Source organism: Microvirga sp. (assembly GCF_014699075.1).
Lineage (GTDB): Bacteria > Pseudomonadota > Alphaproteobacteria > Rhizobiales > Beijerinckiaceae > Microvirga.
The window spans coordinates 133,631-151,147 of sequence record NZ_JACXAB010000005.1; the positions used below are offsets into that span (position 1 = coordinate 133,631).

General features: G+C 63.9%; 19 protein-coding genes. 11 read left to right on the forward strand and 8 right to left on the reverse strand.

Annotated features, from left to right (window positions below):
* Positions 1-102: 102 nt before the first annotated feature.
* Entirely contained in the window at positions 103-1,923 is a 1,821-nt protein-coding gene (locus tag IC232_RS10295) for an HWE histidine kinase domain-containing protein (protein ID WP_190844836.1), read from the forward strand.
* Positions 1,924-2,001: 78 nt separating this feature from the next.
* On the opposite strand, the gene IC232_RS10300 is transcribed toward IC232_RS10295, so the two are convergent.
* The 3 genes from IC232_RS10300 to IC232_RS10310 all read right to left on the reverse strand — a co-directional run bounded on the left by IC232_RS10300 (position 2,002) and on the right by IC232_RS10310 (position 5,354).
* The gene (locus IC232_RS10300) at positions 2,002-3,174 is read right to left on the reverse strand and encodes an ABC transporter substrate-binding protein (protein ID WP_190844837.1); all 1,173 of its coding nucleotides are present in this window, start codon (positions 3,172-3,174) and stop codon (positions 2,002-2,004) included.
* 129 nt (positions 3,175-3,303) lie between these two features.
* Positions 3,304-4,080: an SDR family oxidoreductase gene (locus IC232_RS10305; protein ID WP_190844838.1), complete on the reverse strand. Its 777-nt coding sequence runs from the start codon at positions 4,078-4,080 to the stop codon at positions 3,304-3,306.
* Between the two features lie 74 nt (positions 4,081-4,154).
* A complete protein-coding gene (locus tag IC232_RS10310) occupies positions 4,155-5,354 on the reverse strand; it encodes an ABC transporter substrate-binding protein (protein WP_190844839.1) in 1,200 nt (399 codons plus the stop codon).
* A 149-nt stretch (positions 5,355-5,503) separates the two neighbouring features.
* On the opposite strand from IC232_RS10310, the gene IC232_RS10315 reads away from it, so the two are divergent.
* Positions 5,504-5,896 (forward strand): GFA family protein, encoded by a 393-nt coding sequence (locus IC232_RS10315; protein ID WP_190844840.1) that lies wholly within the window; start codon positions 5,504-5,506, stop codon positions 5,894-5,896.
* A 35-nt stretch (positions 5,897-5,931) separates the two neighbouring features.
* Here IC232_RS10315 and IC232_RS10320 read toward each other — a convergent pair whose 3' ends face one another.
* Positions 5,932-6,864: a 3-keto-5-aminohexanoate cleavage protein gene (locus IC232_RS10320; RefSeq protein ID WP_190844841.1), complete on the reverse strand. Its 933-nt coding sequence runs from the start codon at positions 6,862-6,864 to the stop codon at positions 5,932-5,934.
* A gap of 281 nt (positions 6,865-7,145) precedes the next feature.
* On the opposite strand from IC232_RS10320, the gene IC232_RS10325 reads away from it, so the two are divergent.
* Positions 7,146-8,828, forward strand: a complete 1,683-nt coding sequence (locus IC232_RS10325; RefSeq protein ID WP_312895140.1) for a cache domain-containing protein — start codon at positions 7,146-7,148, stop codon at positions 8,826-8,828.
* 140 nt (positions 8,829-8,968) lie between these two features.
* Positions 8,969-10,204, forward strand: a complete 1,236-nt coding sequence (gene pepT / locus IC232_RS10330; RefSeq protein WP_190844842.1) for a peptidase T — start codon at positions 8,969-8,971, stop codon at positions 10,202-10,204.
* 10 nt (positions 10,205-10,214) lie between these two features.
* On the opposite strand, the gene IC232_RS10335 is transcribed toward pepT, so the two are convergent.
* Positions 10,215-10,970 (reverse strand): sulfite exporter TauE/SafE family protein, encoded by a 756-nt coding sequence (locus IC232_RS10335; protein ID WP_190844843.1) that lies wholly within the window; start codon positions 10,968-10,970, stop codon positions 10,215-10,217.
* Here IC232_RS10335 and IC232_RS10340 point away from each other — a divergent pair.
* Positions 10,969-11,373, forward strand: a complete 405-nt coding sequence (locus tag IC232_RS10340) for a hypothetical protein (protein WP_190844844.1) — start codon at positions 10,969-10,971, stop codon at positions 11,371-11,373. The two genes, IC232_RS10335 and IC232_RS10340, sit on opposite strands and share 2 nt — an antisense overlap.
* 24 nt (positions 11,374-11,397) lie before the next feature.
* On the opposite strand, the gene IC232_RS10345 is transcribed toward IC232_RS10340, so the two are convergent.
* From IC232_RS10345 to IC232_RS10355, 3 genes are all read right to left on the reverse strand, one after another.
* Positions 11,398-12,888, reverse strand: coding sequence for a TrkH family potassium uptake protein (locus IC232_RS10345; protein ID WP_190844845.1), 1,491 nt, complete (start codon positions 12,886-12,888; stop codon positions 11,398-11,400).
* Positions 12,889-12,894: 6 nt separating this feature from the next.
* Positions 12,895-14,280 (reverse strand): Trk system potassium transporter TrkA, encoded by a 1,386-nt coding sequence (gene trkA, locus IC232_RS10350; protein ID WP_190844846.1) that lies wholly within the window; start codon positions 14,278-14,280, stop codon positions 12,895-12,897.
* Between the two features lie 129 nt (positions 14,281-14,409).
* On the reverse strand, positions 14,410-14,556 hold the full coding sequence (locus IC232_RS10355; RefSeq protein ID WP_190844847.1) for a hypothetical protein: 147 nt from the start codon (positions 14,554-14,556) through the stop codon (positions 14,410-14,412).
* 562 nt (positions 14,557-15,118) lie between these two features.
* Here IC232_RS10355 and IC232_RS10360 point away from each other — a divergent pair.
* From IC232_RS10360 to IC232_RS10385, 6 genes are all read left to right on the forward strand, one after another.
* On the forward strand, positions 15,119-15,328 hold the full coding sequence (locus IC232_RS10360) for a cold-shock protein (RefSeq protein ID WP_036357668.1): 210 nt from the start codon (positions 15,119-15,121) through the stop codon (positions 15,326-15,328).
* Between the two features lie 107 nt (positions 15,329-15,435).
* Entirely contained in the window at positions 15,436-15,636 is a 201-nt protein-coding gene (locus IC232_RS10365; protein ID WP_190844848.1) for a hypothetical protein, read from the forward strand.
* A gap of 44 nt (positions 15,637-15,680) precedes the next feature.
* Positions 15,681-16,049 (forward strand): DUF6481 family protein, encoded by a 369-nt coding sequence (locus tag IC232_RS10370; protein ID WP_312895143.1) that lies wholly within the window; start codon positions 15,681-15,683, stop codon positions 16,047-16,049.
* A gap of 16 nt (positions 16,050-16,065) precedes the next feature.
* Complete coding sequence (locus IC232_RS10375; protein WP_190844850.1) at positions 16,066-16,260, forward strand: hypothetical protein; 195 nt, start codon at positions 16,066-16,068, stop codon at positions 16,258-16,260.
* A gap of 85 nt (positions 16,261-16,345) precedes the next feature.
* A complete protein-coding gene (rpsU, locus tag IC232_RS10380; protein WP_190844851.1) occupies positions 16,346-16,648 on the forward strand; it encodes a 30S ribosomal protein S21 in 303 nt (100 codons plus the stop codon).
* A 142-nt stretch (positions 16,649-16,790) separates the two neighbouring features.
* Entirely contained in the window at positions 16,791-17,510 is a 720-nt protein-coding gene (locus tag IC232_RS10385) for a lysophospholipid acyltransferase family protein (protein WP_190844852.1), read from the forward strand.
* Positions 17,511-17,517 lie beyond the last annotated feature (7 nt).

Consider the following 17,517-nt stretch of genomic DNA (forward strand, 5'->3'; position numbering starts at 1 on the left):
TCAACGCTCGTCGCGGATGCGGCCAAGCTGCCCTGCAGCAGGGCCTCCTGCCGGACGGACGCATCCTTCGGACCGAGGCTGTTGGGAGGAAAGGTCGGGGCAATGGACATTAGAACCCCGCATTACCCCGATTTCCTTCGGGATGGCGGCGAGGCCGGCGCGCTCATCCGCGGCTATGACTGGGCCAGCACGCCCATCGGGCCGATTTCCAGGTGGCCCCAGAGCCTGAAGACCACGGTCGGGCTGATGCTTCGCTCCCCGATCCCGATGGTTCTGCTGTGGGGCGAGCATGGGGTGATGATCTACAACGATCCCTACTCGGTCTTCGCCGCAGGGCGCCACCCGCGGCTTCTCGGATCGAACGTGCTGGAAGGCTGGCCGGAGGTCGCCGATTTCAACGCCCATGTCATGAAGGTCGGCATGGCGGGCGGCACCCTCTCGTTCCGGGATCAGGAACTGACCCTGTATCGCAAGGGCGTGCCCGAGCAGGTGTGGATGAACCTCGACTATAGCCCCGTGATCGACGAGAGCGGGCAGCCCGGGGGTGTGCTGGCCATCGTGGTGGAGACCACCGATCGGATCACCACTGAGGCGGCCCTGCGCGAGAGCGAGACACGCCTGCGCGGTGTCCTCGACGGCATGGGGGAGAGCCTGGCGATCTTGGACCGGAACTTCCGCATCATCGACATGAATGCGGAGGCCTTGCGCCTCGAAAGTCGGCCCCGTGACCAGATCATTGGCAAAACCTATTGGGAGGCTCACCCCGATGCCGATCCGGCTCTCGGAGACATGTACAGGCGCGCCTTGACAACCAAAAAGCCCGTACGCCTGAAGCATCGTTATGTCTGGCCCGATGGACGGCCATCCTGGATCTCGATGCACGCGTACCCGGTCGATGAATGCCTGGCGGTTTTCTACGGCGACATCACCGAGCAGGTGGAATCCGAGGAGCGCCTGCGGGAGAGCGAGGAGCGCCTGCGGCTCCTGGCCGATGCGGTGCCGCAGATCATCTGGATCACGGATGCGGACGGACAGCACGAGTTCTTCAACCGGCAATGGTCTCTTTACACGGGGGCTCCTCTGAAGGCGACCGACGTGTCACAGGTCACGTCTGATTTCGTTCATCCGGACGACCATGCCGTCACGTTGAAAGCCTTCGAGGAGGCCCGCCGAGCTGGCGGCATCTTCGAGGTCGAGCATCGCATCCGCTCGAAGGAGGGCGAGTATCGCTGGTTCCTTGTCAGGGCCGAACCATATCGTGATCCCCGGAGCGGTGAGATCGTGCGCTGGTTCGGCGTCTCCATCGACATCCACGACCGGCGGGTCGCCGAGGAGCACCAGCAGCTCCTTATCAACGAGCTGAACCACCGGGTGAAGAACACCCTGGCCACCGTGCAGTCGGTGGCATCTCAGACGCTGCGCAATGCGGCCTCGACCGAGCAGGCCAAGGAGTCTCTGGAGGCCCGCGTCTTCGCCCTGTCCCGCGCCCATGACGTTCTCACCCGCGAGAACTGGGAAGGCGCGGACCTGTATGACATCGTCGATCAGGCCGTAGCGCCTTATTCGAGCCGTGGCGAAGATCGCCTGCACCTCGAAGGCCCAAGGGTCCGCGTGCCGCCCCGCATGGCGCTGGCGCTTGCCATGGCGCTGCAGGAACTGGCCACCAATGCGGTGAAGTACGGTGCTTTGTCGAGCGAGACGGGCGCGATCACAATTGCCTGGAATGTGCAGCAAGGCGAAGGCGGGCCGCGGCTGCATCTCAGGTGGGAGGAAAGCGGAGGCCCTGTGGTCCAGCCGCCGTCGCGGCGCGGATTTGGATCGCGGCTGATCGAGCGAAGCCTGTCGCAGGATCTCGATGGCACGGCCCAGATCGTGTTTCCGTCCACCGGTGTGGTGTGCATCGTGGATGCACCACTCACTTAGGTCTTCAGCCGGTCAGCTTGCGAACCATCGCATCAGAAGCGCCGCATCTGGTGCGGCGCTTCCTGTATCGCAGCAAGGTCAGTTGGCCTTGGCGGCTTTGACCGGATCCTTGACGTTCGGGATCGTGGCAAACTCCACGTTGTAGAGCTCCCCGTCCCGACGCTCCACTTTCCGCACATAGATGTTCTGGATGATGTCCCGGGTCTGCGGATCGATGGAGACAGGCCCGCGCGGGCTGGTCCAGCTCATGCCCTTCATGGCATCGATCAGCGCCTGCCCACCCTGGCCGTTCGTCTTCTTCAGGCCCTCGTAGATCAGGTGCATGCCGTCATAGCCGCCCACCGCCATGAAGTTGGGGCGCATGTTATTGTTGGCCTTCTTGAACGCCTCCACAAACGCCTTGTTCTCAGGGCTGTCATGCGCGACCGAGTAATGATGCGTGGTGATGGCGCCGAGCGCCACGTCCCCCATGCCGTTGAGCACTTCGTCGTCCGTGACGTCGCCCGGCCCGATGAGCTTGATGCCGCTCTTGTCGAAGCCGCGCTCCACGAACTGCTTCATGAACTGCGCCCCCTGGCCTGCGGGCACGAACACGAACAGCGCATCGGGTTTGGCGTCGGCCACCTTCTGCAGGAAGGGTGAGAAGTCGGGGTTCGCCAGCGGCACCCGCAGGTTCTCCACCTGACCGCCCGCCTTGGTGAACACCCCGGAGAAGGCCTTCTCGGAGTCGATGCCCGGGCCGTAGTCGGACACCAGCGTCACCACCCGCTTGATGCCGTTCTTGGCGGCCCAGTCGGCCATCGGCTCGGTGGCTTGCGGCAGGGTGAAGCTGGTGCGCGTGATGAAGGGCGAGGCTTCCGTGATCGTTGCCGTTCCGGCGGCCATGACCACCTGGGGTACCTTGGCCTGGGTGGCGAGCGGCGCGGTGGCGAGCGCCAGCGGGGTGAGGCCGAAGCCTGCCAGCACATTCACCTTCTCGTTGACGATGAGATCCTGGGCGGTGCGCTTCGTGGCATCCGCGACGCTGCCGTCGTCCTTGACGATCAGCTCGATGGTTTTGCCTGCGACCGTCTGGCCCTTCTGCTGCATGTACAGCCTGGCGCCCATCTCGACCTGGCGCCCGATGGCGGTGAACGGCCCGGTCAGCGGCAGGATCAGCCCGACCTTGATCGTCTCCTGTGCCTGCACGCCCGAGACGGCGGCCACGAGCGCGGCGGCGCCTGCGGCCAGGATCAGCATTCTGCGGTGCATCGGTGGTCCTCCTTGGTTCTTCTGTTCTGCCTTATGGCACAGGATGAACAAGGATACTCGGGCGGCCAATGGATAAAGCAAGCAGGAGATTGGACGAATCGAACATCGCAGGGTCCATGCCCGTCATGGTCACGCGAGGGACTGGGTATCCCCGTCGATGGCGATGGCCTGACCCGAGATCGTCCGCCCCCTCGGCGAGCACAGGAACACGATCTGATCGGCAATCTGCTGCGGTTTTACCGCAGTTCGCAGGGAGACATGCCGGAGGAGCTCGTTCTCCATCTCCTCGTAGCTGATGCCACGCGCCTCGGCCTTGCTGCCGATCACCCGGCGTATCCGGTCTCCTTCCACCACGCCCGGAAGGATGGCATTGACGCGGATCCCGAGCGGACCGAGTTCCATGGCGAGCGTCTTGGTGAATCCGACCGCCGCCCATTTCGCAGCGGAGTAGGGGGAGCGCAGCGGAAAGCCGAAACGGCCTGCCGCGGACGAGAGATTGATGATGGAAGCGTTCCTGCTCTCGCGCAGATGTTTGACGGCCAAGCGAGCGCAGTTGAATTGGCCCGTAATGTTGACCGCTAGCGTCCGGTCCCAATCCTCGGGATCGACCTCATCCACCCGTGCGGTCGGGCCGGCAATGCCCGCATTGTTGACGAGAACATCGAGGCCGCCGAGCCCTTGCAGGGCTTCGTCGAACAGGCGGCTCACATCCTGCCGGTTCGCAACATCGGCGCGGGATCGCGTGACCTCGGGATCGCTCGTCGCCAGGGCGGCCAGCGCCGCGTCGTCCACGTCGCACACATGCACCTTAGCGCCTTCGCGCACGAAGCTTCTGGCAATTTCCAAACCGATGCCGGCGGCGCCCGCCGTCACGAGAACGCGCAACCCTCGAATGTCCAGATCCATCGCAGCCTCTTTCGTCACTGGGGCTCAAAGAAATGGGGCCAGGATGAACCTGGCCCTGCCGTTGTCGGTTGCGATCAGCCCTTCACGAGCGGGCAGCCGCCTTCGTTGAGAGGCCGGAAGGCCTGATCGGCCGGGATCGTGGCGAGCTGCTTGTAGAGATCCCAAGGTCCCTTGGACTCGGCTGGCTTCTTGACCTCGAACAGGTACATGTCGTGGATCTTGCGGCCGTCCTGGCGAACCATGCCCTTGCCGAACAGCGGATCGTCCGTGGGCATCTCCTTCATCTTGGCCATCACCTGCGCGGTGTCCTTGCCCTTCAGGGCTTCGACAGCCTTGAGGTAGTGAAGCGCGCCGGCATAGACGCCCGCGTGCACCATGGTGGGCATCTTGCCGCCGTTCCTGTCGGCGAAGCGCTTCGACCAGGTACGGGTCTGGTCGTTCTGGTCCCAGTAGAAGGCCTCGGTCATCACCAAGCCTTGCGCCACCTGAAGGCCGAGGGAGTGAACGTCGGTGATGAAGACCAGGAGCCCCGCAAGGCTCTGTCCGCCCTGGACGATGCCGAACTCTGCCGCCTGCTTCATGGTGTTGGTGAAATCGCCACCCGCATTGGCAAGGCCGATCACCTTGGCGCCGGAGGATTGCGCCTGCAGCAGGAAGGACGCGAAGTCCTGGCCCGGGAAGGGGTGCCGCACGGTGCCGACGACCTTGCCGCCCGCCTTGGCCACCAGGGCTGAGGTGTCACGCTCCAGGGCATGGCCGAAGGCATAGTCCGCCGTGACGAAGAACCATGTGTTTCCGCCGCGCTTCACCATGGCGCCGCCGGTGCCGTTCGCGAGCGCCCAGGTGTCGTAGGTCCAGTGGACGGTATTGGGCGAGCATTGGGATCCCGTCAGATCCGATGTGCCGCCGCCTGAATTGATCAGGATCTTGTTCTTTTCGCGGGCGATGCCGCTCACGGCGAGCGCCACCGAGGAGGTCGGAACGTCGAGGATCACGTCGACGCCTTCCTGATCGTACCATTGCCGGGCGATGCTGGCGCCGATATCCGGCTTGTTCTGGTGGTCCGCCGCCACGACATCGACCTTGATGCCCTTCTCGGCTGCCTTGAAGTCCTCGACGGCCATGCGGGCCGCAATGACCGAGCCCTCGCCGGTGAGGTCGGAGTAAACACCGGACCGGTCATTCAGGACGCCCAGCTTGACCGAGGTCTGCGCCTGCGCGGCTCCGGTCATGGCTATCGCCGCCAGAGCGCTGAGAACATAACGCGTCTTCATTGTTGTTTCCTCCCTGTTGGGGCGTCCATCTTAGGCACGCCTGCAAAGGATTGGAAAGCCGCGCATGGCTTGGTCTAGAGCAGGCTCTTGCAATGACAGCGCTGGCATTTGTGATAGATTCCACCGCCTGATTGTGGAGGAGGCGCGGCATGGACCGTTTCACCGGAGGCTGCTTGTGCGGCAATGTTCGGATCGTGGCCTCGGGGCGTCCCTACCGGGTCGGCCTGTGTCACTGCCTCGACTGCCGAAAGCATCACGGCGCCCTTTTTCACGCCTCCGCGATATTCCCTCAGGATGCGGTGACGATCGAGGGCGAAACACGCGACTACTCTGGGCGGTTCTTCTGCCCCCGCTGCGGCTCGTCCGTCTTCTCACGCAGTGCCGATGAAATCGAAGTGAACCTCGGCTCCCTGGATGCCCCTGACCAGCTGATGCCCACCTACGAGCTCTGGACCGTTCGTCGCGAATCCTGGCTGCCGCCGTTTCCGCTCAACAAGCGATACGAACGCGATCGTGAATCTGCAAGCCGTTCCGAGGAGTAGGGCACGCGAACTCGGCGCGGCTCTCTCGCGTCGTTTCAGAAGGCCGTGTGCTCCGGCCCTTTCGTCTGCAGCATGCGACGCGCATCGTCAGGGGTCGCGATTGTGAATGAGAGCTCCTCGAGGATGCGGCGGATCTTGCGCACTTGGTCGGCATTTGACGGCGCGAGCTCGCCCTTGCCCAGATAGAGGTTGTCCTCCAGGCCAACGCGCACATGCCCGCCGAGGATGGCTCCCATGGTCACGAACGGCAGCTGATGGCGGCCGGCGGCCAGGATGGAGAGATAGTAGTCGTTCCCGAAGAGCCGGTCGGCCGTTGCCTTCATATGCATGAGGTTCTCGGGCTCAGGCCCGATGCCGCCGAGGATCCCGAAGATCGCCTGTACGAAGAATGGCGGCTGCACGAGCCCGCGGTCTGCGAAATGGGCGAGATTGTAGAGATGGCCCACATCGTAGCACTCGAACTCAAAGCGTGTGCCGAGCGCACCGAGTTCGGTCATGCCCCGCTCGATCTGCGCGAAGGTATTGGACAGGATGAAGTCCTTGGTCATGTCCAGATAGGGCTTCTCCCAATCGTTCTTGAACGACGCGATGCGACCGCCAGCGCCGGAGATGTTGAAGTTGAACGATCCCATGTTCATGGAGGCGATTTCGGGTTGCGCCCATTTCGCCGCCGCGAGGCGCTCGTCGAGGCTCATCCCGAGCCCGCCGCCCGTGGTGATGTTCACGATGGCGTTGCTGCCGTCCTTGATCGCCGGCAGGAATTGCTTGAACACCTCGGGGCTCTGGGTCGGTCGGCCGGTCTGCGGATCGCGGGCGTGCAGGTGAAGGATCGCGGCTCCGGCTTCGGCCGCCGCGATGGCGCTCTCGGCGATCTGCTCCGGCGTCACCGGCAGGTAGGGCGACATGCTGGGTGTGTGGATGGACCCGGTGATCGCGCAGCTGATGATGACTTTGTCCGCTCGCTTCATCGAAACCTCCGGGGTTGTGAGACCGCCTCATTCCTAGGGAACAATCCCCAGGTTAGGCGAAACGGCCGGTGCGGGTCCATAGAGCCGCAGGATCAGCGCGTGATTTTCGCTGAAAATGCCTGCAGTTCAGCGCGGCATGAACCGCTTCTTAACCAAAGACAATAACTTATAGCTTCCTCTGCTCCCGCAAGAATTCAGCTGAAGCTGACGGAAGGTTCTTCCGTGTCGGATTGGGCAGAACATCACCACAAACAAAAGAGTTGCAGATTCTGGGGGACTGCATGCGCATGAAATTCGGTATCGGGACGAAGATCCACTCCATCACATTAACGGCACTGGTCGGCATTGCCGCCATCATCGCGGTCGCGTTGTTTCATCTGCGCGAGGAGATCACCCAGGCGCAGATGGTCAAGACCCAGCATGTGGTCGAGTCGGCCTATGGCATCCTTTCGCACTACGAGGCCGAGGAGCGTGCCGGTCGCCTGACCCGCGAGGCTGCCCAGAAGGCCGCCGCGGATGCGATCAGGGTCCTGCGCTACGACACCCAGGAGTATTTCTGGATCAACGACATGCATCCCAAGATGGTGATGCATCCCATCAAGCCGGAACTCGTCGGCGCCGACCTGACGGAGAACAAGGACCCGACGGGCCTTCGCCTGTTCGTCGCCTTCGTGGACAAGGTGAAGGAGAGCGGCGCCGGTTTCGTGCCGTATCTGTGGCCCAAGCCCGGTGCGCAGGAGCCCGTCGGCAAGATCTCCTACGTGAAGGGCTTCAAGCCCTGGGGCTGGATCATCGGCTCCGGCGTCTATACGGACGACACCGCCGCCAAGGTATGGAGCACGGCCCTGAAGCTCCTGTCGGGCGTGGCCATCATCGTTCTGCTCATCGGCGTGGTGGCAACCTTCATCGGCCGCGGCGTGACCCAGCCCATCCTGGCCCTCGGGCAGGTGATGCGGTCCCTTGCAGACGGTGAACGGCAGATCGATGTGCCGGCACAGAACCGCAGCGACGAACTGGGCGCCATGGCTCATGCGGTTCAGGTGTTCAGGGACACGCTGATCGCCAAGGACGAGGCGGACAAGATCTACGCGGGCGATGCCGATGCGCAGGCTCGCCGTGCGCAGCGTCTCGACGAGCTGACACGCCAGTTCGAGGCCAATGTCGCAACCCTTACCCAGACACTCTCGAGCGCAGCATACGAGATGGAGGGCACGGCCCAGACCATGGCGTCCACCGCCGAGCAGACCAACGTGCAATCCCAGACCGTTGCGACGGCGGCCGAGCAGGCATCCCTGAACGTGCAGACCGTTGCCGCGGCCACCGAGGAGCTGTCGATCTCCACTCGCGAGATCGCCGCCCAGATCTCGCAGTCGGCGAAGGTCGCAGGCGCGGCCGTGGAGGAGACGCGGCGCACGGACGTCACCGTTCAGGCCCTGGCCAGCACGGCGGAGAAGATCGGCGCCGTCATCGCGCTCATCAACACCATCGCGGGCCAGACCAACCTGCTGGCGCTCAATGCCACCATCGAGGCGGCCCGCGCCGGTGAGGCCGGCAAGGGCTTCGCGGTCGTGGCCTCCGAGGTGAAGGAACTGGCGAACCAGACCACGAAAGCCACGGAGGAAATCTCGGCCCAGATCGTCGAGATCCAGCACGCAACCCGCGAGGCGGTGAGCGCGATCCAGAACATCGGCAGCACCATCAGCCAGATGTCCGAGACCTCGGTGGCCATCGCAGCCGCGATCGAGGAGCAGGGGGCCGCCACCGGCGAGATCGCCCGAAACGTGCAGGAGGCCGCACGGGGCACCGCATCGGTCAGCGGCAGCATCCTCGACGTGAGGCAGGGAGCCGAGCAGACCGGCACGGCCGCAAGCCGCGTGCTTGGGGCCGCCCAGGAACTGGCGCGGCATTCCAGCGATCTCAGCCGCGAGGTGCAGAGCTTCCTCACGGACGTGAAGGCCGCCTGAGGACGGGACGTTAAGAAGCCCCAGGTCGAGGCATCCTTCGACCTGGGGCAGCCATCCTGTCGATTTTCCAGCACCCCATTCACGCGGCAACCGATCCCGGCTAAGAGTCCATCGTCTCTTCGCGAATTGGATTCCAATCTATGGCCGCCAGCGTTACCGACCGTTTCCTCCGTTACGTCGTCATCGATACCCAGTCCGACGCCTCCTCCAAAACCCAACCCTCCACCGAAAAGCAGAAAGATCTCGGCCGCCTGCTGGTCGATGAGCTTCTGTCCATCGGCGTCTCCGACGCGCATCTCGACGAGCACGGCTACGTCTACGGGACCATTCCGTCCAACACCCCGAAAAACAGCGTGCCGGTCATCTGCATCTGCGCGCACATGGACACGGCGCCGGACTTCTCCGGCACGAACGTCAAGCCGCAGATCGTCAGGAACTACCAGGGCGGCGACATCCGCCTGCCGGGCGATTCCTCCCGGGTCATCCGCGTCGCCGACCATCCGGTCCTGAAGGACATGATCGGCCACGACATCGTCACGTCGGACGGCACCACGCTGCTCGGCGCCGACGACAAGGCCGGTGTCGCCGAAATCGTGGCCGCCGCCGAATTCCTGATCAACAACCCTGACATCAAGCATGGCACGATCCGCATCCTCTTCACCACGGACGAGGAGATCGGCCGCGGCGTCGACAAGGTCGACCTGAAGAAGCTCGGGGCCGATTTCGGCTACACCATGGACGGCGGAGCCGCCGGCAGTATCGAGGACGAAACCTTCTCGGCCGATGCGGTGGAGATCGCCATCAAGGGCGTGGCGATCCACCCGGGCCAGGCCTACGGCCGCATGGAAAACGCCATCCGGATCGCGGGCGACATCGTCGCGCGCCTGCCGCGGGACATGGCGCCCGAGACCACGAAGGGACGTGACGGCTTTATCCACCCGACGGGTGTCTCCGGGGTGATGGAGAAGGCGAATCTCAGCCTCATCATCCGCGACTTCACGGAGGAGGGGCTCAAGACGAAAGAGGCGCTGCTGGAAAACATCACCCGCGAGGTGATGAAGGCCTATCCAGGCTCCAGCTACACCTTCACGGTCACGGAGCAGTACCGCAACATGAAGGAGGTGCTCGACCGGCATCCGGAGATCATCGAGCACGCCGTGGAGGCAGTCCGCCGGGCCGGCATGGAGCCTCGGCGCGACAGCATCCGCGGCGGCACGGACGGCTCGCGCCTGTCCTTCATGGGCCTGCCCTGCGCCAACATCTTCGCCGGCGGCCACGCCTTTCATTCTCCGCTGGAGTTCGTCTCCAGCCAGGACATGGAAAAGGCGGTAAAGACCATCGTCGAACTGGCGAAGGTCTGGGAGGAGCGCTCCTAAAGCGCTGCCCTCAACTCTGCAGCGCCGATTTCAGCACGAGTTCAGCCCCGAGAAGCAGCAGGCCGATGAGGAACCATCGCCGGAACGTCTCGGGGCTGACCCTGCGCCTGACGAGTTGACCCAGCCACATGCCCGCAAGCGCGGGCGCGATGGCAAGCGACGACAGGACGAGGCCGTCGAGCTGGAATGCTCCGCGCCATCCGAGTCCGGCCGCAAGCGCAGTGGTCGATACCGTAAAGGACAGCCCCAAGGCCTGGATCAGGTCGTCCTTGGTGAGCCCGAGAGCCTGAAGGTAGGGGACGGCCGGGATGACGAAGACGCCCGTGCCTCCCGTGACCAGGCCCGTCGTCAGGCCGACCAGGGGAGACAGCCATGACTCCCACTGGACCGGCACGGAGAGCTGCCGCGCCAGCAGGGTGAAGCCCGCATAGACCACAAGGGCGGAGCCCAAGCCCGCCGTAGTCCATCGCGTGTTGCCATCGGCCAGAACGAATGAGCCGGCCACCGTGCCGATCACGATGCCGAGCGTCATCGGCCATAGCCGCCGGAGCAGCGCCATGAAGCTCGGGCCGGTCGCCAGCTGCCACACATTGGTGACGAAGGACGGCACGATCAGCAGGGCGGCAGCCGTCACGGGTGCCATGAGCGCTCCCAGCACACCCATGGCCACCGTCGGCAGGCCCATGCCGGTCACGCCCTTGACCATGCCGGCAAGGAAGAAGGTCAGGCCGATGGAGAGAATGAGCCACAGGGAGGGATCGCGCATGCCCTATTGGACCGTGGGCGGACGGGGGCGCAATGCGTATCTGGCGGAGCAAGCCTTCGCGAAGGAGCAGGGTCAAAGGCATTGTCCTGCGCGAATGGAACGCCTCGGCGGGACGGGAATTGCCTTGGGAGGCGGCCACGGGGCCGTTCTTGGAGGAGTTCGCCCGATGCCCAACCGCGTGCAGGATGGTCAACAGCCCGAGGCTCTGCGCTCCCTGAAATCGGCCGCCAAGGCGGGCAGCCAAAAGCCTGACGATCAGGGCCTGGAAGCCCGCGGCGACACGGCGCCGATTCCGGCCTCTCCAGAGCAGGAGCAGGACGCCGCCGCGAAGGTGCTCCGGGAGGGGGTCAAGAAGAACCCGCGCGGCATGGAGGAGGCCGCCAAGAAGGCGCCCCGGCGCTGATCGTCCGGTCTCTCTCGTCTGGCCTTACCCGCGCCAGAACTGGGGGAAGAACAGGATCAGCACGGTGAACAGCTCCAGCCGTCCTAAGAGCATACCGAAGCACAAGAGCCACTTCGACGCATTCGGGAGCGCGGCGAAGTTGCCGGCCGGGCCGATGATCGGGCCCAAGCCAGGACCGATATTCGACAGCGCCGACACGGCTGCGCTGGCGCTCGTCAGGAAATCCAGATCGAACGCCATCAGGGCGACCGTGAGCGCGCTGTAGCAGATGAAGTACAGCGAGAAGAACACCACCACCGAGCCGATCACGTCGTCCGGCAGCAGCCTTCCCGCATAGACGCGCGGAAACACGCCCCGTGGATAGAGCAGGCGCAGGAACTGGCTCTGGAGCATGCGGATCATCACCTGAAAGCGGAAGATCTTCATCCCGCCTGAAGTCGATCCCGTGCAGCCGCCCACGAACATGAGGCCGAAGAACAGGCCGACCATCAGGTTGCCCCAGAGCGTATAATCGGCCGTGGCATAGCCGGTCGTCGTCACCACGGACACCACGTTGAAGGCGGCGAGGCGGAGAGCATCGGCAAAGCCATGCCCGGCGACGAGGATCAACCATGCTGCAACCGCGAAGATCAGGGCCGCCAGGAGCATGGCGAGAAACCGAACCTGGCTGTCGCGCAGGGCGTCCTGCTGTCCCTGGAACAGCCGCAGGTACAGCACGAACGGCACAGCGCCGGTCAGCATGAACACGGTGGCGATCCAGTGCAGGGCGGCATTGTCCCAACGTGCCATCGAGATGTCGGATGTTGAGAATCCCGCTGTCGAGACCGTCGTCAGCGCATGGGCGAGCGCATCGAACGGCGACATCGCCACCAGCCAGTAGGCTAGCCCGCAGGCCACCGTGAGGGCCGTATAGATCAGCATGATGCCGATCGCGATCTCCCGCACCCGTGGCATCACCTTCTCGGACCGGTCGGAGGATTCCGTACGGAACAGCTGCATGCCGCCGACACCGAGGGCGGGCAGGATCGAGATGGCCACACCGATGATGCCGATGCCGCCCAGCCATTGCAGGAGTGCCCGCCACAGAAGAATGCCTTTGGGAGCGTCGTCGAGGCCGACGATCACCGTGGCGCCGGTTGTCGTGAGGCCGGACACGGACTCGAAGAACGCGTTGGTAAAGTGGTCCCTCAACTGGGCGTAATCGGAAATGTAGAGGGGAATGGCCCCGAACAGGGCGATGGTCGTCCATGCAACCGGCGTGAGGAGGAAGGCTTGGCGCAGGGTCAGCCCGCCGGACAGCCGGCAGCGGGTCGCATAGGTCAATGCGGCCGCGCAGACAAAGGTGATGAGGCTTCCGATGAGAAAGGCTCTCCAGTCCGGGTCCCCCGTGAAGCCGTCTACCCCTGCGGGCAGCAGCATGGCCGCCGCAAGGGCGAAGAGCATGCGGCCCGTCAGGTGGAAGACCGGACGGATGTAGGGCGGAGCCCATACGCCTGAAGAAGATTTCGCACGCATGATGCGCTAGTGTCCTGTCTCGGTCGACGGACCGGCCAGGATCGCCTCGGCCTTGCGCAGAGCCCGGTAGGCCACCACGGCGATGATGCTGTCGCCGGGATGCACCCGGGTCGAGCTGGTTGGAATGATGACTTCTCCGTTGCGCACGATGGCTCCGATCAGCATGCCGTCCGGCATGCCGACATCCCGCAGGGTGCCTTTGATCAGCCGCGAGCCCTCCTGGGCCGTGGCCTGGATCACCTCGCCGAAATCCTCCCGAAGCGTGTAGAGGGCGGAGACGGAGCGGTGGCGCACGTGGCGCAGAATGGTCGAGATCGTGATGGCGCTCGGGCTTACGACCGCATCGATGCCGAGCGCCGGCAGCACGTGCTCGTACGAGGTCTTGTTCACCAGGGTGATGGCGCGCGTGCAGCCCTCGCGCTTGGCCAGAACCGACGCGAAGATGTTGGTCTCGTCATCGTTCGTCACGGCGATGATCGTATCGGCGCTCTGAACGTTGGCCTCGAGCAGCACCTCCTTGTCGAGGGCATCGCCCTGGATCACCACGGCGGCATCGCGGAGCTCGCGGGAGACGTACTCGGCGCGCTCCCGCGAATGCTCGACCATTTTGAGCGAGACGTAGGGAGCATGATGGGCGATACGGGTCGCCAGGTTGAGGCCGACATTGCCGCCGCCCACGATCACGATGCGGCGGGCGACCTGCTCCTCATGGCCCAGATAGGCCATGACGCGATCCACGTGCGATGTCTCGGTAATGACATAGACGTCGTCGCCCTGCTGAACCTGATCCTCGGCCCTCGGCACGAAGGCTTGGCCATTGCGCACGATGACCCCGATGACGATGCCGGAGCCGCCCGACGTGGAAAGCTCCTTCATCCGCCGTCCGATCAGGGAGCATGTCCCCGTGTTGCAATGAACCCCGAGGAGATGAACCCGGCCGTCGGCCAGCGGAACGGTGTCGAAGGCGCCGGGCGTCTTGAGACGCCGGACGATCCCGTTGGCGACCTCGACCTCGGGCGAGATGATCACGTCGATGGGCAGCTGGTCGGAGGCGTAGAGGCCCTTCCAGATCGGCTCCAGATAGCCATGGTGGCGGACACGGGCGATGCGCCGGCGGACATTGAACAGGGAGTAGGCCACCTGGCAGGCGACCATGTTGACTTCGTCGGAGCGGGTCACGGCGATGAGCATGTCCGCATCCTGCGCGCCCGCCCGCTCGAGAACCTCGGGGTGGGCGGCGTGGCCGACCATCCCCCGGACATCATAGCTCTCGTCCGCCCGCCTGGCCTGTTCGGGTGAGAGATCCACCACCGTCACATCGATGCCCTCGGAGGCGAGGTGGCGGGCGATGGTCGAACCGACCTGCCCGGCACCACAGACGATCACTCTCACGGCAGCTTCACTCCCCGGCTACACTTGGTTCCGGGGTAATGTAGGGCACAGGCCTGTGGATTACACAGACCCTCTCTAGCGGCCCACAGATGGGCCGTTTTCGTCGTTTCGGGGCCGGGAACCGGACGATCAGCCGATCATCTCAAGGACGATCTGACGGATTTCCTCGCGGGAGAGGCCGGACGATTGCGGCTTGGGTGCAGACTTGGCCTGCAGAGGAGCCTTGGAGTGCTGATGAGACTTCTTGGAATTCTGGGTTTGAATAGCAGTCGACATGATAAACCTGTGGCCGCATTGGGCAGGGCCCGGACGGCAATATTGTGAGTGAATCCGTCGGCGCAGCGCACCGACAGGCAAAATCCGCCCGAAAGGGCCGGAGGTAACAAACGATGGGAACGGTAAGCGGGCTCGGCGGCTCGATCACGAGCTAGGGAGAGCAGGCCGAACATCTCGGTTGGATACAATCCATATGGGGCATTCACCGGCTCATGGCAAGATAAAACTTTCCTAAGGGGGATGAATCGGCGCGCTCCAGAAAAGTAAAACCTTGCGCCAAGGTGCGCTTTTCTCGTGGGTCTCCCAGAAAATGAGCCATTGTCGAAGAACAATGCTCACGCCGAGATCGGCATTTTCTCAAAATGGCGGCTTGTATTTGGGGGGAGAGCACCCTACATCAGGATCATCGACCTTTGGCCGGACAATCGGGCCGTTACGCCTTGGCATGCCAGGCGCACGTTCAGACGCTCTCCCAAACTTCGACGAACCCGAGCCTGAGGTCGTGCTTCCGCACGCCTTCAAGCTCACGTGCACTGATGCATAAACTCTAAGGAATACTGCCATGATGACGGGCACCGTTAAGTTCTACAACGATCAAAAAGGCTTCGGCTTCATCCAGCCGGACAATGGCGAGAAGGACGTGTTCGTTCACGCCACCGCTCTCGAGCGTGCCGGCATCCGCGGCCTTCGCGAAGGCCAGAAGGTCTCCTTCGACACCGCCGAAGATCGTCGTTCCGGCAAGGTTGCCGTCAACAACATCCAGACGGCCTAATGATGACGGGCGCCTCATATAGCGCCTGACGATACGAAGCCGCTCCCACGGGGGCGGCTTCTTGTTTGTGCAATGCCATCTTTGATGGCGATACCGGCGAGGACGCAATGAACACGTTTCGAAAAGCCTCTCCTGCGAAATCCGTGATGTTCGTGGTGGATTACGCCGACGCCCGCAGGGCTTATCTCTGGGTCGACAATCCCGGAAAGGCGAGCGATCCCCGCGCAGTCGGGATCATTGCGCGTGCCCAGCAGGAGCAGGGCACTCTACCCGGCGGTGACATCGCCACCATCCGGCGCGTCCGGTAATCGGTCTCGTTTCGACGAGGCAGCAAATAGGAACAATGAGCGGAATGAAGCATCAGGATCTCGGCGAACGGCTCAATGCGGCCAAGAACGCGAAGCAGGCCATGGCGGAAAAGTTTCGGCAGCGTCCGGGACATGACGATCCGGCGGTTGCGGAGCGGCGGGCTGCCAGGGCGTCGGTGAGCGCCGCGCGCGATGCCAGAACCGCTGAGCGCGAGGCCAAGCGCCTTGCCGATGAAGCCCGCATGGCGGCCGAGCGCGAAGCCCGTGCGGCCGAGCAGGCCGAGCAGGACAAGCTGCAGGCGGAGCAGAGCGAGCGGTTGGCGGCCGAGAAGGTTGCCGATGACGCTAGGCTCGAAGTCGAACGCAAGGCAGCGCGCGATGCCCGCTATGCGGCCCGCAAGGCCCGCAAGTAAGAGAGGAACCCAAGCGATGACTCACAAGTTCAAAGTTCGGCAGATGGTTCGGCTGGCGCAGCCTGGGTTCTCCGATACCCGGATGAATGCCGGCAACGTCTATGAGATCGTACGGCTCATGCCGGCCGACCAGACCGGCGAAGTGTCATACCGTATCAAGTCGGGCATGACCGAAAAGGCCGTCCGCGAGGGCGAAATCCGAAGCGCTTAAGGCCAGGCGCCTCAAGCTCTTCGCCGATCCGATCCGCCAGGCGCAAGCCGAGGCACAACAAGCTATTTTAGAGAGAGGACATCCATTGCAGGTTCTGGTACGCGACAACAACGTCGATCAAGCCCTCAGGGTTCTCAAGAAGAAGATGCAGCGCGAAGGCATCTTCCGCGAAATGAAGGCGCGGAAGGCCTACGAAAAGCCGTCCGAGCGAAAGACCCGTGAGAAGGCCGAGGCCGTCCGGCGCAACCGCAAGGCCGCCCGCAAGCAGGCCATCCGCGAAGGGCTGATCGCCGCTCCCAAGCCGAAGCCCCGTCCCGGCGCCGCCGGCGGCGCCCGCCGGCCGATGGCCGCTCCGAGCGCTGCGCCTCGCACCGAGGCTGCAGAGTAAAACCCGACGCCAGGGTTCTCCATCGGTCTTGCAGGCGGCGCATGTGATCATGCGCCGCTTCGTTTTTTGTTGCGTGTGAACCGACATCGCGGCAGAGCGTGATGCGCATCGAACGCTGATTCATCCAAAGCATTTCATCAACATGCAGTTCATCCGCTCCAAACTCTTCGATCTTTATCTGGCTGTCTGGACCGGCCTCTTCGCGCCCGTTCTGGCCGCGCTGTGGCTGTGCGGTTCTCCCGAGCGCGGCGTGCGCCTGGCTTCGCGGCTGTGGGCGCGGGGCATCCTGGCCGGCCTAAAGGGGATCGTCGGCCTGACCTATGCCGAGCGCGGACTGCACAACATTCCCGACGAACCCTGCCTGATCATCGCCAATCACCAGTCGACCTGGGAGACCCTGGCGTTCCTGACGCTCTTTCCGGATGTGGCCATCGTCGCGAAGCAGGAGCTTCTGACCATCCCGGTCTTCTCGTGGTTCCTGCGCAAGTCGCCGATGATCCTGATCGATCGCGAGAGCGGCTCGAAGGCCGTCCGGAAGATGGTGGACGAGAGCCGGGCTGCCCTGGCTCAAGGGCGTTCCGTGCTGATCTTTCCGGAGGGCACCCGCAAGTCCGTCTCCGAGCCCATCGCGTTCAAGCGCGGCGTGGAGCTCCTTTACGCGAAGCTCGACCGGGTGGTTCTTCCCGTGGCCTTGAACTCGGGGCACTTCTGGGGTGTGGACCGGCCCATCAAGCGGGGAGGGACCATCTCGGTCTCCTATCTCGATCCCATCGAGCCGGGCCTGCCCGGCACCGAATTCACCCGCAGGGCCGAGCAGCTTCTCGAAGCGGAGAGGCAGCATTCCTGGCCGCAGGCGGCCTAAGGCCGGG

Excerpts from the sequence above, each read along its gene's own strand:
- IC232_RS10295 (WP_190844836.1), top strand. The coding sequence starts at position 103 with ATGGACATTAGAACCCCGCATTACCCCGATTTCCTTCGGGATGGCGGC.
- IC232_RS10300 (WP_190844837.1), bottom strand. The coding sequence starts at position 3,174 with ATGCACCGCAGAATGCTGATCCTGGCCGCAGGCGCCGCCGCGCTCGTG.
- IC232_RS10305 (WP_190844838.1), bottom strand. The coding sequence starts at position 4,080 with ATGGATCTGGACATTCGAGGGTTGCGCGTTCTCGTGACGGCGGGCGCC.
- IC232_RS10310 (WP_190844839.1), bottom strand. The coding sequence starts at position 5,354 with ATGAAGACGCGTTATGTTCTCAGCGCTCTGGCGGCGATAGCCATGACC.
- IC232_RS10315 (WP_190844840.1), top strand. The coding sequence starts at position 5,504 with ATGGACCGTTTCACCGGAGGCTGCTTGTGCGGCAATGTTCGGATCGTG.
- IC232_RS10320 (WP_190844841.1), bottom strand. The coding sequence starts at position 6,864 with ATGAAGCGAGCGGACAAAGTCATCATCAGCTGCGCGATCACCGGGTCC.
- IC232_RS10325 (WP_312895140.1), top strand. The coding sequence starts at position 7,146 with ATGCGCATGAAATTCGGTATCGGGACGAAGATCCACTCCATCACATTA.
- pepT (WP_190844842.1), top strand. The coding sequence starts at position 8,969 with ATGGCCGCCAGCGTTACCGACCGTTTCCTCCGTTACGTCGTCATCGAT.
- IC232_RS10340 (WP_190844844.1), top strand. The coding sequence starts at position 10,969 with ATGCCCTATTGGACCGTGGGCGGACGGGGGCGCAATGCGTATCTGGCG.
- IC232_RS10335 (WP_190844843.1), bottom strand. The coding sequence starts at position 10,970 with ATGCGCGATCCCTCCCTGTGGCTCATTCTCTCCATCGGCCTGACCTTC.
- IC232_RS10345 (WP_190844845.1), bottom strand. The coding sequence starts at position 12,888 with ATGCGTGCGAAATCTTCTTCAGGCGTATGGGCTCCGCCCTACATCCGT.
- IC232_RS10355 (WP_190844847.1), bottom strand. The coding sequence starts at position 14,556 with ATGTCGACTGCTATTCAAACCCAGAATTCCAAGAAGTCTCATCAGCAC.
- IC232_RS10360 (WP_036357668.1), top strand. The coding sequence starts at position 15,119 with ATGATGACGGGCACCGTTAAGTTCTACAACGATCAAAAAGGCTTCGGC.
- IC232_RS10365 (WP_190844848.1), top strand. The coding sequence starts at position 15,436 with ATGAACACGTTTCGAAAAGCCTCTCCTGCGAAATCCGTGATGTTCGTG.
- IC232_RS10370 (WP_312895143.1), top strand. The coding sequence starts at position 15,681 with ATGAAGCATCAGGATCTCGGCGAACGGCTCAATGCGGCCAAGAACGCG.
- IC232_RS10375 (WP_190844850.1), top strand. The coding sequence starts at position 16,066 with ATGACTCACAAGTTCAAAGTTCGGCAGATGGTTCGGCTGGCGCAGCCT.
- IC232_RS10385 (WP_190844852.1), top strand. The coding sequence starts at position 16,791 with ATGCAGTTCATCCGCTCCAAACTCTTCGATCTTTATCTGGCTGTCTGG.